The 16,635-nt window shown below is 54.7% G+C and carries 14 protein-coding genes; 11 read left to right on the top strand and 3 right to left on the bottom strand.

Annotated features, from left to right (window positions below):
• Positions 1-31 precede the first annotated feature (31 nt).
• Positions 32-970, top strand: a complete 939-nt coding sequence (locus KHA84_RS10835) for a class I SAM-dependent methyltransferase (RefSeq protein WP_213423530.1) — start codon at positions 32-34, stop codon at positions 968-970.
• 37 nt (positions 971-1,007) lie between these two features.
• Here KHA84_RS10835 and KHA84_RS10830 read toward each other — a convergent pair whose 3' ends face one another.
• Positions 1,008-1,478 carry a universal stress protein gene (locus tag KHA84_RS10830; protein ID WP_213423529.1) on the bottom strand — a complete coding sequence of 157 codons (471 nt, stop codon included), beginning with the start codon at positions 1,476-1,478 and terminating at the stop codon, positions 1,008-1,010.
• 210 nt (positions 1,479-1,688) lie between these two features.
• Here KHA84_RS10830 and ald point away from each other — a divergent pair, with 210 nt between their 5' ends.
• Positions 1,689-2,804 carry an alanine dehydrogenase gene (ald, locus tag KHA84_RS10825; RefSeq protein ID WP_213423528.1) on the top strand — a complete coding sequence of 372 codons (1,116 nt, stop codon included), beginning with the start codon at positions 1,689-1,691 and terminating at the stop codon, positions 2,802-2,804.
• A gap of 80 nt (positions 2,805-2,884) precedes the next feature.
• On the opposite strand, the gene KHA84_RS10820 is transcribed toward ald, so the two are convergent.
• A complete protein-coding gene (locus KHA84_RS10820; protein WP_213423527.1) occupies positions 2,885-3,979 on the bottom strand; it encodes a M24 family metallopeptidase in 1,095 nt (364 codons plus the stop codon).
• 109 nt (positions 3,980-4,088) lie between these two features.
• On the opposite strand from KHA84_RS10820, the gene KHA84_RS10815 reads away from it, so the two are divergent.
• Together KHA84_RS10815 and KHA84_RS10810 are read left to right on the top strand one after the other, a co-directional pair.
• Entirely contained in the window at positions 4,089-4,772 is a 684-nt protein-coding gene (locus KHA84_RS10815) for a metal-dependent hydrolase (protein ID WP_213423526.1), read from the top strand.
• Between the two features lie 212 nt (positions 4,773-4,984).
• Complete coding sequence (locus KHA84_RS10810; RefSeq protein ID WP_213423525.1) at positions 4,985-6,292, top strand: DRTGG domain-containing protein; 1,308 nt, start codon at positions 4,985-4,987, stop codon at positions 6,290-6,292.
• Between the two features lie 24 nt (positions 6,293-6,316).
• Here the strand turns inward: KHA84_RS10810 and KHA84_RS10805 are convergent, their stop codons facing one another.
• Positions 6,317-6,625 carry a YtpI family protein gene (locus KHA84_RS10805; RefSeq protein ID WP_213423524.1) on the bottom strand — a complete coding sequence of 103 codons (309 nt, stop codon included), beginning with the start codon at positions 6,623-6,625 and terminating at the stop codon, positions 6,317-6,319.
• A 92-nt stretch (positions 6,626-6,717) separates the two neighbouring features.
• Between KHA84_RS10805 and KHA84_RS10800 the strand changes: the two genes are divergently transcribed.
• The 7 genes from KHA84_RS10800 to pyk all read left to right on the top strand — a co-directional run bounded on the left by KHA84_RS10800 (position 6,718) and on the right by pyk (position 16,629).
• The gene (locus tag KHA84_RS10800; protein ID WP_213423523.1) at positions 6,718-7,653 is read left to right on the top strand and encodes a DHH family phosphoesterase; all 936 of its coding nucleotides are present in this window, start codon (positions 6,718-6,720) and stop codon (positions 7,651-7,653) included.
• A gap of 14 nt (positions 7,654-7,667) precedes the next feature.
• Complete coding sequence (locus KHA84_RS10795; RefSeq protein WP_213423522.1) at positions 7,668-10,721, top strand: DNA polymerase III subunit alpha; 3,054 nt, start codon at positions 7,668-7,670, stop codon at positions 10,719-10,721.
• A 669-nt stretch (positions 10,722-11,390) separates the two neighbouring features.
• Positions 11,391-12,077 carry a FadR/GntR family transcriptional regulator gene (locus tag KHA84_RS10790; RefSeq protein WP_213423521.1) on the top strand — a complete coding sequence of 229 codons (687 nt, stop codon included), beginning with the start codon at positions 11,391-11,393 and terminating at the stop codon, positions 12,075-12,077.
• On the top strand, positions 12,043-12,903 hold the full coding sequence (gene accD / locus KHA84_RS10785; protein WP_213423520.1) for an acetyl-CoA carboxylase, carboxyltransferase subunit beta: 861 nt from the start codon (positions 12,043-12,045) through the stop codon (positions 12,901-12,903). Before KHA84_RS10790 ends, accD begins: the two co-directional genes overlap by 35 nt.
• 1 nt (position 12,904) lies before the next feature.
• Complete coding sequence (locus tag KHA84_RS10780; protein WP_213423519.1) at positions 12,905-13,867, top strand: acetyl-CoA carboxylase carboxyltransferase subunit alpha; 963 nt, start codon at positions 12,905-12,907, stop codon at positions 13,865-13,867.
• A 23-nt stretch (positions 13,868-13,890) separates the two neighbouring features.
• On the top strand, positions 13,891-14,850 hold the full coding sequence (gene pfkA, locus KHA84_RS10775; RefSeq protein ID WP_213423518.1) for a 6-phosphofructokinase: 960 nt from the start codon (positions 13,891-13,893) through the stop codon (positions 14,848-14,850).
• 18 nt (positions 14,851-14,868) lie between these two features.
• Positions 14,869-16,629, top strand: a complete 1,761-nt coding sequence (gene pyk / locus KHA84_RS10770) for a pyruvate kinase (RefSeq protein ID WP_213423517.1) — start codon at positions 14,869-14,871, stop codon at positions 16,627-16,629.
• Positions 16,630-16,635 lie beyond the last annotated feature (6 nt).

Below are 16,635 nucleotides of genomic sequence, written 5' to 3'. Positions count from 1 at the left end.
CGAGTGGGTTTCTCATTTGCGGAGGATGAACATGGAAACCAATACAGAACGGATCTTCAATTTCCTCGACGGACATGCCGAAAGGATATCGAAAAATGAAGGGACGCTTTATCTGGAAGCCGTCCTTGAAACGGTCAGGGCATGGGCGGACGGAAAGACTTCACCGGAAGTGGAAAAGGCGTCAAAAGAAGAAGTGCGCAAAGGACTTCAGCTTGCCATGCTGAAGGGCATGAAGGAAAGCGCGCAGCCAAACCACCAGATGACACCCGACTCCATCGGGCTCATCGCCGGTTACCTGGCAGACCGCCTATCGGGGGGGAAACCGTATGTCACCCTGTTTGACCCGGCAATCGGAACAGGAAACCTGCTCTTTACAGTGATGAACTTCATGGACGGCCGCACCGCCGCCAGCGGATCGGAAATCGATGATCTGCTGATCCAGCTTGCGGCTGCATCGGCGGACCTGCTCTCACAGCCGGTCACGCTTTACCACCAGGATTCCCTGCGCCCGCTTATGGTGGACCCGGCAGACTTTGTCATCACCGACCTGCCGGTGGGCTATTACCCGGATGATGAAAATGCGATGAATTACAATCTGAGAGCGGAAGAAGGCCATTCCTATGCCCATCATCTGTTTATCGAACAGTCGATGCGTCATCTGAAAAAAGGCGGCCATGGCATTTTCGTCGCCCCGGCAAACCTGTTCGAATCGGAGTTTGCGACTCAGCTCCACACGTTCCTGAAAGACGAAGCAGAAATTCTCGGCGTCATCGCACTTCCGGAGGGTTTATTCAAAAATCGTGCCAATGCAAAGAGCCTGCTTCTCCTGAGAAAGCCGGACGCCCGGACAGGACCAAAACCGGAGGTTCTGCTGGCGCAGGCGCCGGACCTTAAAAATGCCAATGCTGTTTCTGCATTTTTCGGTAAGGTTGACGCTTGGGCTGAGCAGAACGGCTATCGGAAAGCATGAAAAAAGGATGTGCAGCATTTGCTGCACATCCTTTTGTTTATTCGATGATTGGTTCTTCGCCCGGCAGTTCTTCTGTCCGGACCACGAGCACATCACATTTTGCACTCCTGACGATTGTTTCCGATATGGAACCAATGAGGAAGCGCTCGACTGCATTAAGGCCAGTCGCTCCGCAGACGATCAGGTCCGCTTCGACTTTCTTTGAGATATCGCGTGGGATCATCGTTTTTGGCGAACCGTATTCCACAATGATATTCACGTCTTTTACGCCTGCAGACTCTGCTTCCTTTTTGTAATCGGTAAGTAGTCCGTCCGCAAATTTCTGGGCGCGTTCGGCGATGGAGCGATCATATGCTTCGACTGCAGCGAACGAGCGGGTGTCGATGATGTTCACCAGGTTCAGTGTAGCATGGTTGCGCTTCGCGATACCGACCGATTTCTTGAAGGCCCACTCGGCTTCCTTGGAACCGTCCACCGCGACAAGGATATGTTTGTAGTTCAATGTCATGTTGTTACCTCCTTTTTCTACTGTTCTTTTTCGGCGGGAGGAATGCCGAATCCTGCAAAAGAGTGGAAGGAACAATGGCAAAATTGTGTCGCTTCAGAAGAAAAGCACTTCCGTGCCGAAAAAAGAGTGGTATGATGGAATTGCAGAAACAGGCGGCAAGTCAACCTTCTGCCCAACAACCATGGCGAGACATACGGGAGGGTTTAGGAAATGCGTATCGGTGTACCAAAGGAAATCAAAAACAATGAAAACCGCGTGGCGATGACGCCTGCCGGCGTGGTGACGCTGAATTTGGCGGGCCACGAAGTCCTGATTGAAACGGGGGCGGGAGAAGGTTCCGGATTCAAGGATGAAGATTACCGCGAAGCAGGAGCGACCATTGTCAGTACAGCCCGCGAAGCATGGGATGCAGAAATGGTCATGAAGGTCAAAGAACCGGTCGCGTCCGAATATCCATATTTCCGTGAAGGGCAGATTCTTTTCACTTATCTTCACCTTGCTCCGGAGGAGGCACTTACAGCGGCCATGCTCGAAAACAAGGTTGTCGGCATCGCTTATGAAACCGTCCAGCTTCAGAACCGCTCGTTGCCTCTGCTTTCGCCAATGAGCGAGGTGGCGGGACGGATGGCGACACAGATCGGCGCCCAGTTCCTGGAGCGGATCCACGGCGGCAAGGGGATTCTTCTGTCCGGCGTTCCTGGCGTCCAGCGCGGGAAAGTCACAGTCATTGGAGGCGGCATGGCCGGTGCGAACGCAGCGCGTGTCGCGGTTGGCATGGGTGCGCAAGTGACCGTGCTAGACCTGAATCCGGAGCGGCTCCGCCAGCTCGACGACCAGTTCGGCAACGACATCCAGACACTCATGTCGAACCCGCTGAACATTGCGGAGTCAGTTAAAGATGCGGACCTCGTTATCGGTGCCGTGCTGATACCCGGTGCCAAGGCGCCAAAACTCGTCACCGAGGAAATGGTCAAGTCCATGCAGCCCGGATCGGTTCTCGTCGACATCGCAATTGACCAGGGCGGCATTTTTGAGACGAGTGACCGGGTGACGACCCATGACGATCCGACTTACGAAAAACACGGTGTCGTCCATTATGCAGTCGCCAATATGCCGGGTGCCGTTCCGCGTACATCTACCATGGCACTCACGAACGTCACAGTACCTTACGCACTGCAGATTGCGAACAAAGGCTGGAAGCAGGCGGCGCTTGACAACGAAGCGCTCCGAAAGGGCTTTAACACCCTGGAAGGGCATATTACCTACAAAGCTGTAGCAGACGATCAGGGCCGTGAATATGTCCCGGTCGAATCGCTTCTTCAATAAGAAGAACAAAACCGCCAAAGGGAAATTCCTTTTGGCGGTTTTGCTATTTCTTAATGAACACCGGTTAACTATAACTGACGTTATTTAATGATCTGGAGTTCTTTCGGGAACTTGGTCAGCACTTCCACACCGTCGGCGGTGACGACAACATCGTCCTCGATCCGGACTCCTGTAATATCCGGATGATAGATGCCCGGTTCAATCGTGAAGACCATGCCTTCCTGAAGCTCCATCTCGTTTGAGCCATGCAGGGAAGGGAATTCATGGACGGAAATACCGAGTCCGTGGCCCAGCCGGTGGGTGAAGTACTCGCCGTAGCCCGCGTCCGTAATGACGTCACGGGCCGTCTTATCGAGATCCATCGCACGGACTCCGGGCTTCACCGCATCGACTGCAGCCTGCTCTGCGCGCTTCACGGTCTCGTAAATGTTCCGCATTTCTTCAGTAGGCTCTCCGAATGCAACGGTACGGGTGATGTCCGAGCAGTAGCCCTCCCAGACAACACCAAGATCGAAAAGGATAAAGTCGCCCTTCTGTATTTTCCGGTCTCCCGGGGTGCCGTGCGGAGAAGCCGTCTTCTTCCCGCTCAGCACCATCGTATCGAACGACATATGCGATACGCCTTTTTTCTTCATTTCAAATTCAATAGCTGTCAGGATTTCCAGCTCCGTCTTGCCTTCCGCGATTTCCCGGCAGCCCACTTCAATGGCATAATCCGCGAGTTCCGCCGCTTTGCGGAGCTTTTCAAGTTCAGCCTCGTCCTTGATGTTCCGCATGGCATTCAGCTTGCCGTCAAGCCCGGTGATTGAGGCTTCCGGATAAAGTTCCTTTACTCGCTCAAAGCGTTCGACATTCAAGTGGGATTTCTCGATTGCTATACGGGAGGGGTTGATTCCACGATTGCGGATTGCCTGTTCGACGATCAGCCAGGCATCGTCGGTATCTTCGTGTCCTACGGCTTCGCCGATCCATCCAGCCGACTTTACATCCGGCACCTCCATTTTGGGTGCAATGATGAACGGCTCAGCATCCCGGAAAACTGCAACGGCAAGCAGCCGTTCATGCGGCTCGCTATTGAACCCGGAAAGATAAAACACATTATCGGGCGTCGTGACCAAAGCCAGGTCAATCCCATTCTCTTCCAAGTACATCCTGATTTCCTTTATTTTCTCCATTCCGAACACCAGCCTCTCTGAATGATTCCATCATAGCAAAAAGAAGGATTCGGCGCATACCTTGTCGAAATATGCCCTGGGAGCAATACAGAGAAAGGGGCATCTATGCATGAAAGTATCTTTTCACGGCCATTCGGTCGTCAAAATCAGGACGGAAAAGCACACGATCCTGATTGATCCGTTTATTACCGGCAATGAGCTGACTGACCTGAACGCGGAACAGGAAAATCCGGATGTGATCCTTCTGACTCACGGTCATGGGGATCATGTAGGCGATACTGTCGAAATTGCAAAGCGTTCCGGCGCGCTTGTCGTCGCACCCAATGAGCTGGCCGTCTGGCTTGGCTGGCAGGGAGTGAACGTACACCCGATGCATATCGGCGGCGCGTACCAATTCGACTTTGGAAAGGTGAAATTTACCCAGGCATTCCACGGGTCTTCTTTCATCAAGGAAGACAGCCAGGAAATCATTTATACCGGAATGCCGGCAGGGATCCTGTTCACTGCCGAAGGAAAGACGGTCCATCACCTCGGGGACACAGGCCTGTTCTCCGACCTGGAGCTGATCGGGAAGCGCCATCCGGCGGACATCGCATTTGTCCCGATCGGGGACAACTTCACGATGGGACCTGAGGATGCAGCTTATGCTGTCAGCCTCCTGAAGCCAAAGGTGGCGGTTCCGATCCACTATGATACATTCCCTCCGATCAAACAGGATCCGGAAAGCTTCAGAAAACAGGTGGAAGGAACTGAAGTGAACATCATGAAACCGGGAGATTCCATCGATCTTTGATTTTAAATCGGTTGCGGGAGGCTCATGCCTTCCGCTTTTTTGTTTGTATGAAAAGAAATTATCAAAAACCTCGCACCGATGTACGAGGGGAACTGGGAGCAAATCCGCTTTATTCCCTTAATCCACCCTCAGCTACAGGGGTTCTTTTTGCTTCTCAGCCATCTCCACTATGGTAAGATGGAATCATCAGATGTTGGGAAAAAGGTGACGACGTGGCGACAAAACATGAGAAAATTTTACGATACATCGAGAGTCTCCCGGTCGGAGACAAGATCTCCGTCCGCCAGGTTGCCAAGGAGATGGCAGTCTCCGAGGGAACTGCCTATCGCGCCATCAAGGAAGCGGAAAACCGGAAACTCGTCAACACGATTGAACGGGTCGGGACGATCCGGATCGAACAAAAGAAAAAGGAAAACATCGAGCGGCTGACATTTGCAGAAGTAGTGAATATCGTTGACGGCCAGGTTCTCGGCGGCAGGAACGGCCTGCACAAGACACTGACCAAGTTCGTCATCGGTGCGATGCAGATGGAAGACATGATGCGTTATACCGATCCGGGCAGTTTGCTGATCGTCGGAAATCGCCTGAAGGTACACGGAAATGCGATCCGCGCGGGGGCGGCTGTGCTGATTACGGGCGGGTTCGATGCCTCAGAAGAAGTGAAGAAGCTGGCCGATGAGGTGGAACTTCCAATCATCTCGACAAGCTACGACACATTCACCGTGGCAACGATGATTAACCGGGCCATCTATGACCAGCTGATCGAAAAGGATATTCTCCTTATCGAAGACATCATCGTGCCGATCAGCCAGACAGCCACGCTTGATTCGGGTGATCTGGTCTCCGATTTCCATGCACGCAACAAAACGACCTCTCACGGAGCGTTCCCGGTGACGAGCGGCAGTGGCCGGCTTGTCGGAATTGTTACGGCGAAGGACGTGATCGGGATGGACGGGGAAGTGCCGATCGAACGGGTCATGACGCCCAAACCGATATCCGCAGGCATGAAGATGAGTGTCGCTTCTGCTGCCCACAGGATGATCTGGGAAGGGATTGACCTGATGCCGGTCGTTTCCACCGGTGACAGGCTGGAGGGGGTCATCAGCCGCCAGGATGTGCTGAAGGCGCTCCAGGTGGCCCAGCGGCAACCCCACCAGGGAGATACTTTTGAAGATCTCGTGAGGTCTCAGATGGAAGAGGACGTGGAATCGGAATCCACGCTTCTGTTCACTGTGACACCACGAATGACGAACCCTCTTGGTTCACTGTCGCATGGTGCACTGACAATCATGCTGTCAGAAGCGGCCGATCAATTCCTGAAAAAGCGGAAGCGCGGGGAGAGCGTTATCGAGAGCATGTCCGTCTACTTCATGAAGCATGTTCAACTCGGTTCACAGATAAGGATCAAGCCGGAGCTTCTGGACATGAGCCGTCACTTTGCCAAAATGGAGTTTACCGTACACAGCGGTGAGTCGATCGTCGGCAAAGCCATGATGATGCTCCAGGTATTCGAACGATAAAAAAAGTGATGCACAGTGTGTGCATCACTTTTCGTTAAGCCGCCGCTCTTCTTCCAGGAAGCCGGCATAGTGGTTTCTGGCCCTGATATTGTGGACAAGGACATAGAGCCCGAGCAAGATAAAGACTGCTGCCACCAGATACGTGATCAAACCGGAAAACAGGAGCAGCTGGTTCGCACCAAACAGCATCATGAACGCACCGAGCGCGGCCGAGGCACTGCTGCGGTGGTACTGCCGCTCCGCCTGAAGGGCAGTCCGGAACTGTTTCGTCTTAAAGTAAAGGTAGGCAACCGCAGAAAATACGATCAGTGCGGTGAAAATCAGATTAAGCATTGAATCCCTCCGGTCAAGCAAAACTGTCCTTATTGTATATCGAATTTTGCCGGATTGCGAAGGGAAATGACCGGTCAATGGAGGGAATCAGGTTGAAACGTCAAATCATCGACACAATTGAGCGATACAATACCATCATCATCCACCGGCATGTGAGGCCGGATCCGGATGCCTACGGATCCCAGCTGGGCCTAAAAACACTGATTCAGGACAATTATCCGGACAAGCGGGTTTTTGCGGCCGGCGACCATGAATTTTCTCTGGACTATCTCGGACGTCCGGACGAAGTGAGCGCGCAGCTCTATGAGGGAGCACTCGTCATCGTGACCGACACGGCGAATACGGAAAGAATTGACGGCAGCCATTACAGTGAAGGAGCCGAGCTCATCAAGATCGACCACCATCCCGATGATGACCGTTACGGCATGATGAGATGGGTGGAGCCGGAGGCCAGCGCAACAAGCGAGCTGATCTACCGTCTGTTCAAGGAAGGGGAGCAGTCAAGCGGCTGGAAGATGAGTGCAGATGCCGCCCGGCTGCTTTACGCAGGCATTATCGGTGATACGGGGCGCTTCCTGCATCCATCAGCCGGCCCTGGTACGTTTCTTGCAGCGGCAGAACTTGTTTCACACGGCTTTGACCGGCCTTCACTCCATAACGCGATGTACGAGATGGATATGCCGCTGCTCAAGCTGAACGGATATATCCTGCAGAATCTAAATGTCGATAACGGAGTCGGTGTAGTGAAAATCACTTCGGAGACGATGGATGAATTCGGGGTCACCGCCTCGGATACAGCAAAATTGGTCGGAGTTCCTGGTGCCGTCAAGGGTCTGATCGCCTGGGTTTTTCTGATTGAAGAAGAGGATCAGATCCGCCTCCGCTTCCGTTCCAAAGGGCCGGTTGTCAATGGCCTGGCGCGGCGCTTCGGCGGGGGCGGCCACGCGCTCGCCGCCGGTGCATCCGCTGCAGACTGGGCGGAGGCTGAGCGGGCGGCACAGGCGCTCCGCGAACTGTGCAGCAAATGACAGGGGGAATCGGGATGAACATCGCATATGCGCAGATCATGACATCGGATGATCCGCTTCAAAGCATCATCCGGCCCGGCATGCTTCCGGAAGCTCTCAAGGCACGGGGAGCCATCGCGGCGGCGATTGTCAATACGAAACTGTACGGCATCCTGCCGTTTGCCCGGGCATTGGAATCCGCTGGCATCCGTCCCGTCATGGGGCTTACCGTACAGATTGAGACGGAGGCCGGCGTTTTGCCGGCCTTTATCTATGCAAAAGACGACGGAGGCTACCAGAACCTGCTGAAAATGAGCAGTGCGCTGTCCGTAAAGGACCGCAGGGAACTTCCTCCATCCTGGCTGAAAGCATACAGCAGGGGGTGCCTGCTCGTCGTTGACCCTGCAGCGATGGAAAATGGGGATCCGGTAAAGGCGTTGGAGGCCGTACTCGAAACCGGCGGTCCTGATCGGGTATTCGTCGGCATTTCCCGACCGGGCGGCATGCCCCATGCCGATGAGGAAAGTTGGGTGAGATTTGCGGAAAAGGAGGGGCTGACCGTATGCGCGACGGCTGTTGCCCGTTATCTGAACAGAGAAGACGCATTTGCATACCGGGTAGCCCGACTGATCGATGAGGGAGGAAAGCTATCGGATAACGCCCTGGCTGATCTCTCTGAAGCAGAGCTGCCCATGCCGGATGATCTGTTGGAAAGGTTTGCGGATCATCCGGAATGGCTGGAAGCGACTGCAGATTTCCTGATGTCCTGCAACAACACGATACCAGGAGCAGATCGCCTCATGCCCCGGTTTCCGCTTGATGAAGGGGAGACAGCGGACGGGCGGCTGCGCAAGGATTGCCTGGAAGGGCTGAGAAATCGGCTCGGTTCGATCCCGGATAAATATGCTGCCCGGATCAACCATGAATTGAATGTCATTTCTTCGATGGGATACTCGGATTATTTCCTGATCACGGCGGATTTCATCGCTTTCGCAGCTTCGAAGGGCATCCTGACGGGACCCGGCCGCGGGTCATCGGCCGGGTCGCTGGTCGCTTATGCACTCGGGATTACAGATGTGGATCCGATTACCTATGGCCTCATTTTTGAGCGTTTCCTTAACCCCGAGCGGGTCAGCATGCCGGACATCGATGTGGACTTTGCCGATCACCGCCGGCATGAAGTCATTGAATATGTTGCTGCGAAATATGGCCGGGATCATGTGGCGCAGATCATCACGTTCGGAACTTTATCCGCACGGGCTGCCGCAAGAAGTACGGCACGCGTTTTCGGTTTTCCGGAAGCCGAACAGAGGGAAATCTCCAAAATGATTCCCGGGCGGCCCGGTATGACGCTGGCGGAAGCAGCGGCACCCGGCACTCCTCTGGCTCGCTGGGCGGAAGCCGAACCGAACAGGCAAAAATGGCTGAACGCAGCGCTTGCGCTTGAAGGAATCCCGAGAAACGCATCCACTCACGCTGCGGGTGTCGTCCTTGCGCCGGTGCCGCTCGTGGATACGGTGCCGCTCACGAGCGGTTCGGAAGGAATCTATCTGACCCAGTGGCCGATGAAGGAAGTGGAGGAACGAGGCCTTCTTAAAATGGACTTTCTCGGCTTGAGAAATCTGACGCTCCTGGACCGCATCCGCTCCATGATCCGGTATGACCGAAACGTTTATCTGGATTTCGGGAAGATCCCGCTAAACGACCCTGCAACGATCCGGCTGTTCCAGGCAGGAGACATGACCGGGGTCTTCCAGTTCGAGTCACCGGGCATGCGGGATACGATCAGGAAGCTGAAACCGGAGCGGTTCCGTGACATCTATGCCATCAATGCGCTGTACAGGCCTGGCCCGATGGACAATATCCCGGTGTTTGAACGCAGGATGCACGGCAGGGAGCGTGTTCCGTCGATCCATCCGGACATCGACCCGATCCTCGAAGAAACTTACGGCATCATCGTCTACCAGGAACAGATCATGCAGATTGCCGTTCAGATGGCCGGATTCACGATGGGTGAGGCGGACATTCTCCGCCGTGCCGTCAGCAAGAAAAAGCGGGACGTGCTGGAACGGGAGCGGGAGCACTTTGTACGTGGAGCGGAATCCCGCGGATATGACCGCGGATCCGCAGTCAGGGTCTACGACTATATCGTGAGGTTCGCAGATTATGGCTTTCCGAAAAGCCATGCAGTCGCCTATTCGCTGATTTCATTCCGCCTGGCTTACCTGAAAGCGCATGAACCGGCATACTTTTATGCCGCTCTGCTTTCACAGGCTGCGGGTGATGCGGACCGGATTTCAAAACTGGTCAGCGAGGTCCGCATGAAGGGCATCCAAATCCTTCCCCCATCTGTCAAAAAAAGCGGCTATGCATGCAGAGTGGAGGATGGCGCGATCCGCTATGGCCTCTCCGGCATCAAGGGGGTCCCTGCACCGTTTATTAAAAAATTGTTGGGTGCAAGAAAACAATCCGCGCCGTGGGAGGATCTGTTTGACATGGCAGTCGCCCTTTCCGGTGCTCATTTCACGAGAGGGGCGGCCGAGCCGCTTGCCCGTGCGGGAGCGCTGGATGAATTCCATCCGGACCGTGCCGTCCTCCTTGCCTCGATACCGGCAGCCGAAACGTATGCGAATCTCGTACGGCCGACCGAAGAGGATGATCTGTTCGGAGGGGATGCCGCATCATTTGGCCGTCAGAAATATTCCGATGCGGGAACGCTTCCTGAAGCGCTGAAACTTCAATATGAACGCGACACGCTCGGCTTTTATATTTCTGAACACCCCGCTGCAAGGCTGAAGGCCGACCAGAATGGCTCGTTCGCAGATATTGCCGCACTCGGCGGCGGAAGCGGCAGAGTCCGTGTTGCAGGCATCATCACCGACATCAAGCGCATCAGGACGAAAAAAGGCGAAGCCATGGCGTTTTTCAGCCTTCAGGACGACACGGGAGAAGTCGACTGTACCCTGTTTCCGAAAGAATACGCGGCCTTCAACCGCCTGCTCACGGAAGAAACCGGTATCCGCCTGGCCGGCCAACCGGAACTGCGCAACGGCCGCCTGCAACTGATTGTGAAGAATATTGAGGGGTAACCCTATGTAGATAGCAGGTATCAAATAACCAGGTCTGGACGCAAACATCCAGACCTGTCTATTTTTTTAGCAAGAGCCTTGCTCCATGTAGGTTTATGTTTGCATGCAACGGAAAGCGAGCATTGCGCCGTATCTGGGTCTTTTAGCTTTGACTTTATGCACAAAGGACAAGTTATGCGATTCCAGGGAGTTTGGCCCCTTACTTCAAAAACATTTGCAGCAACTGGTTGTTGTGATGGAACCAACACATTTTTAATTGTTAATTCTAAATTTTCAGACGGTATTGAAGCGGTGGGCCCGAGACTCCTCGGAAGTGCTGCACATTTCCTTCGTGCGAGGGGGATTCGGGGATGTATCTTTTTCCCGCGGGAAAAGCGTGAGCTGAAGAACCCCATAGAAGATGCCGCGCAGCGAGTTGCTTATGCGTGCAGACGCCAGTCTCTGTACTGCCGTCGGCTGGAGCAGCGGCCGCGGTAAGCCAGGGCCCGCAGTGGAAATCGGGATCATTTTCTATAAAAGAAAAAACCATCATGCTTTCATTGTCTGCAACCTGGACTGTACAGAAATTCTGTACAGTTTTTTCTTTACTCGATTTTCCGATTCCGTTATGCTGTATGGGTACGAGTGGTCAGACCACTTTCAATTAAATGGCATAACAAGGAGCGCTACATGACCGAAACCAAACCATCCCGCAAGATGTTTCTTGAAGTGGTGCAGGAATTGCGCTCGCTCATCGGGAATGAAAACATCCGGGCAGGCGATAAGCTTCCTTCCGAACGGGTGCTTGCCGAGCGGCTCGGCACCGGACGGTCGACGATCCGGGAAGCGCTGCGGAGCCTGGAATTGCTCGGGCTGATCGAGTCGAGGCAAGGAGAGGGCACCTTTCTGTCCGACTTCCGAAAACATCAGCTAGTCGAAGTCCTTGCGGCATTTATCATGCAGGAGCCGAAGTCACTGGAGGACGTAAGCGCAACAATGCAGATTCATGAAAAGGAAGCGGTCCGTGTCGCATCCGGCCATGATGAAATCCGCGCACTGCCGCTTTGGGACAGTCTCATTTCTGCAGTGGAATCAGATGTACCTTATCTGCGGGAAGACATAGTGCGGGAAGTGCTGATCGCATCCGGGAACCGACTGTCCCTGAAAATCTGGCACCTGCTTTATCAGTATGCCGGGAAGCCCTATACAGGAGAAGCAGAAGCTGAGGAACGGACCGCAATCGCCGGCATGCTCCGGACGATTCGGAGCGGCGAGACAGAAAAAGCAGTGGAAGCCTATGAAACATGGACCGAAATTGTACACGCTCAAAGGGGGAATACCGATGGCGATCATCCGAGAGATGTTCAAGAAAAATAAAAAACGATATATGACCGTTCCTTCTGAGGCATCAAAAGATGTACCCGAAGGACTCATGACAAAATGTCCCGAATGTAAATCCATCGTCCTGACAAAGGACCTGATGAAATGCGATAAAGTCTGTCCTGACTGCGGACATCATTATAAAATGACTGCCTATGAACGCGTAGACTGCCTGTTTGACCAGGAAACGTTCGTCCCGATGGATGAAGATTTGAAAACCGTCAACCCGCTAGGATTTCCTTCATATGAAGAAAAAGTGAATGCGGATGCGGAGAAGACGGGCCTGAACGAAGCGGTGCTTACCGGCATTGGCGAGATTGACGGCCAGCGCACGGCAGTGGCGATCATGGACTCCCATTTCCGGATGGGTTCCATGGGATCGGTTGTTGGTGAGAAAATCACCCGTTCGATCGAGAAGGCAACAGATGAAGGAATTCCGTTCGTCATCTTCACGGCGAGCGGCGGAGCCAGGATGCAGGAAGGCGTTTTATCGCTGATGCAAATGGCGAAAACGAGCGTCGCGCTTTCCCGTCATGCCGATCGGGGACTCCTGTTCATCTCGGTCATGACCCACCCGACAACGGGTGGAGTATCAGCAAGTTTTGCCTCAGTAGGTGACATTAATCTGGCTGAACCCAAGGCGCTGATCGGGTTTGCCGGACGCCGGGTCATTGAGCAAACCGTGCGGGAGAAGCTTCCGGATGATTTCCAGACAGCCGAGTTCCTGATGGAGCACGGACAGCTGGATGCCGTCGTCCACCGATCGGAGATGAAACAGACGCTCTCCACACTGATCCGATTCCACATGAAGGAGGCACGCTGATATGGTGAAGCCGCTGCCTTTTGAAGAGCCGGTTATAAAGCTAAAAGAAAAGATTGAAGAACTGAAAAACATCACGGACGATGCCCATGTTGATATGGCGGATGAAATCCGCAGCCTGGAGGAGAGACTTCAGAAACTGGAGGCCGACGTCTATGGAAACATGACTGCCTGGGACCGCGTCCAGGTGGCGCGTCATCCGGAGCGCCCGACGACGCTTGATTACATCGGTTACCTGTTCGAGGACTTTATCGAACTTCATGGAGACCGGTCATACGGCGATGACGCTGCCATTGTCGGCGGCATTGCGTCGTTCGGCGGAACACCGGTGACCGTCATCGGACACCAGCGCGGCAAAGACACGAAAGAGAATATCCGGAGAAACTTCGGGATGCCGCATCCGGAAGGCTACCGGAAGGCGTTGCGGCTGATGAAGCAGGCGGAGAAATTCGGCCGTCCGATCATCTGCTTTATCGACACGAAAGGCGCTTACCCAGGAAAAGCTGCAGAAGAGCGCGGCCAGAGCGAGGCGATTGCCCGAAACCTGGTTGAGATGGCAGGACTGCGTGTTCCGGTTATCAGCATCGTCATCGGAGAAGGCGGAAGCGGCGGAGCGCTCGGGCTTGGGGTGGCGAATCACATCCACATGCTCGAGAATTCGACTTACTCCGTCATCTCGCCGGAAGGCGCCGCCTCAATCCTCTGGAAAGACGCCGCCCTTGCTCAACAGGCCGCGGAAGCGATGAAAATCACCGCTTCGGATCTGAAGGAAATGGGGATCATCGATGAGGTCATTCCTGAAGTAACGGGGGGCGCTCACCGTGATGCCGCCGGACAGGCAGAAGCGATCCGGGAAGCGATCGGTTCTTCAATGGGCGCACTTGGCCCGTTGGATGCGGACCGGATCATAGATGACCGGTATCGTAAATTCCGGAACATCGGGGTATACAAGGAAGGCAAAGACTAAAGATTGACCTGGAGGTTGCCCGAATGAAAAAGATTGCGGTTTTGACAAGCGGCGGAGATGCCCCCGGCATGAACGCCGCCATCCGGGCGGTGGTCCGGAAAGGGATTTTCGAAGGCCTTGATGTTTTTGGCGTCTATAACGGTTACCAGGGTTTGATTGAAGGGAAGATCGAGTTGCTTGATGCAGGCTCCGTCGGGGATATTATCCAGAAGGGCGGCACGATGCTGCACTCGTCGCGCTGCCCGGAATTCAAAACACCGGAAGGCAGGGCGGAAGGCGCCCGGCAACTGCGCGAACGGGGGATCGAGGGACTGATTGTCATCGGCGGCGACGGTTCCTACGGGGGGGCACAGGCCTTGTCGGAAGAAGGGTTCCCCTGTGTCGGCGTGCCGGGAACGATCGACAATGACATCAATGGCACCGACTACACACTCGGCTTCGACACCGCACTCAATACCGTGATTGATGCGATCGACAAAATCAGGGATACCGCTACATCCCATGAACGCACGTTCATCATCGAAGTAATGGGCCGGGATGCAGGCGACCTGGCACTATGGGCAGGAGTTGCCGGAGGTGCCGAGTCGATCCTGATTCCCGAGAGGCACCACGATGTCGGGGAAATCATCATGAGGCTCCGGCAGGGCACCGGCCGGGGCAAAAAACACAGTATCCTGATCATTGCAGAGGGCGTCATGTCCGGCCAGGACCTGGCGGAAAAATTGAAGGATGCCGCGGATATCGAGACCCGGGTATCTGTGCTTGGCCACATCCAAAGGGGCGGCAGTCCGACCGGCCGTGACCGCGTACTCGCCTCAAAGTTTGGCGCAAGGGCTGTTGAGCTCCTGCTTGAAGGCAGGGCGGGTGTCGCCGTTGGCATGCGAAACCACGCAGTGATAGACTATCCTTTAACGGAAGTATTCAGCAGAAGGGAAGGCATGGAAGACGGCCTCTATGAACTTTCGAAAGAACTATCGATTTAAAGGATTGGGGCGAGCGATGTGAGGAAGACAAAAATCGTATGTACAATCGGGCCTGCGAGTGAATCGCCTGAGATGCTGGAGCAGTTGATTAGCGCGGGCATGAACGTGGCAAGGCTCAACTTCTCCCATGGTGACCATGAAGAGCACTTGGCGAGAATCCGCAATATCCGTGAGGCTGCAAGCAAGATGAACCAGGTTGTCGGCATCCTTCTGGACACGAAGGGACCGGAAATCCGCACCCACAAGATGGAAGGTGGAGCGGTGGAGCTTGAGAACGGGCAGGAGCTCGATATCATGATGACCGAAGTGCTCGGCAACTCCGAGCGATTCTCGGTCACTTACGACATGCTTGCCGAAGACGTGCATGCCGGCTCTACGATCCTGCTGGATGACGGCCTGATCGAACTTGAAGTCCGGGCGTCGGATCCCGAAGCCGGCAGGATTAGGACGATCGTCCGGAATGCGGGAACCCTGAAGGACAAAAAAGGCGTCAACGTACCGGGAGTCTCCGTACAATTACCGGGGATCACGGAAAAAGATGCCTCCGACATTCTCTTTGGCATCAAAAACGGAGTGGACTTTATCGCGGCATCGTTTGTCCGCCGTGCGTCGGATGTCATGGAAATCCGGAAATTGCTTGAGGAAAACGGCGCAGGCCACGTGCAGATCATTCCGAAGATCGAGAACCGGGAAGGGGTCGACAACCTCGACGCCATTCTCGAGGTATCTGATGGGCTGATGGTCGCGCGGGGCGATCTCGGCGTTGAAATTCCGGCAGAGGAAGTGCCGATTGTCCAAAAGCAGATGATCGAAAAGTGCAACCAGGCCGGAAAGCCGGTGATCACCGCCACACAGATGCTCGACTCTATGCAGCGCAACCCGCGCCCGACGCGTGCTGAGGCGAGCGACGTGGCAAACGCCATCCTGGACGGATCCGATGCAATCATGCTGTCAGGTGAAACAGCCGCCGGCCAGTATCCGGCAGAGTCGGTCCGGACAATGGACAGGATTGCGAAAACCGCAGAAGCTGCCGTTGATTACCGTTCTGTTATTTCGACACGCCGACGGGAAAAAGAAGGCAATATGACAGACGCAATCGGACAGGCCGCCGCCTACACGGCAGTCAACCTGAACGTCAGAGCCGTCATCGCGCCAACGGAAAGCGGACAGACTGCGAAGATGATTGCGAAGTATCGCCCCGGCTGCCCGATCATCGCAGTGACGGCATCGGACGACTGTTCGCGCAGGCTGACGCTTGTCTGGGGCGTTTATCCAATCGTCGGGGAGCGCGTCAAATCGATCGATGCCATCCTTGAGACATCGGTCGAGGAAAGCATTAAGCATAAGTACGTCACCCACGGAGACGTCGTAATTATCACGGCAGGTGTACCCGTCGGGGAAGCGGGCACGACCAACCTCATGAAAATACACGTTATCGGGGACCTCCTTGCAAAAGGCCAGGGCATCGGAAAGGCGGTCGCGTTTGGCCAGGCCGTTGTCGTCCGAAATGCCGAAGAAGCGCTCGCGCGCGATACGAAGGACAAAATCCTGGTCACCTACGGCACGGACCGTGACATGATGCCGGCAATCGAGCAATGCGCCGGCTTGGTCGTTCAGGAAGGCGGACTGACCAGCCATGCGGCAGTCGTCGGATTGAACGTGGGCATCCCGGTCATCATCGGGGTGAAAAATGCCATGACCGAAATCGAAGATGGCCAAGATCTGACAATCGATGCCGAAGCCGGTGTAGTCTACAACGGCCATGCATCCGTGTTATAATTTAAT

It is taken from the genome of Bhargavaea massiliensis, from assembly GCF_018390575.1.
GTDB classification, from domain to species: domain Bacteria; phylum Bacillota; class Bacilli; order Bacillales_A; family Planococcaceae; genus Bhargavaea; species Bhargavaea massiliensis.
Note: the sequence above shows the minus strand (reverse complement) of the source record. Positions and strands in the feature narration are given on the sequence as shown.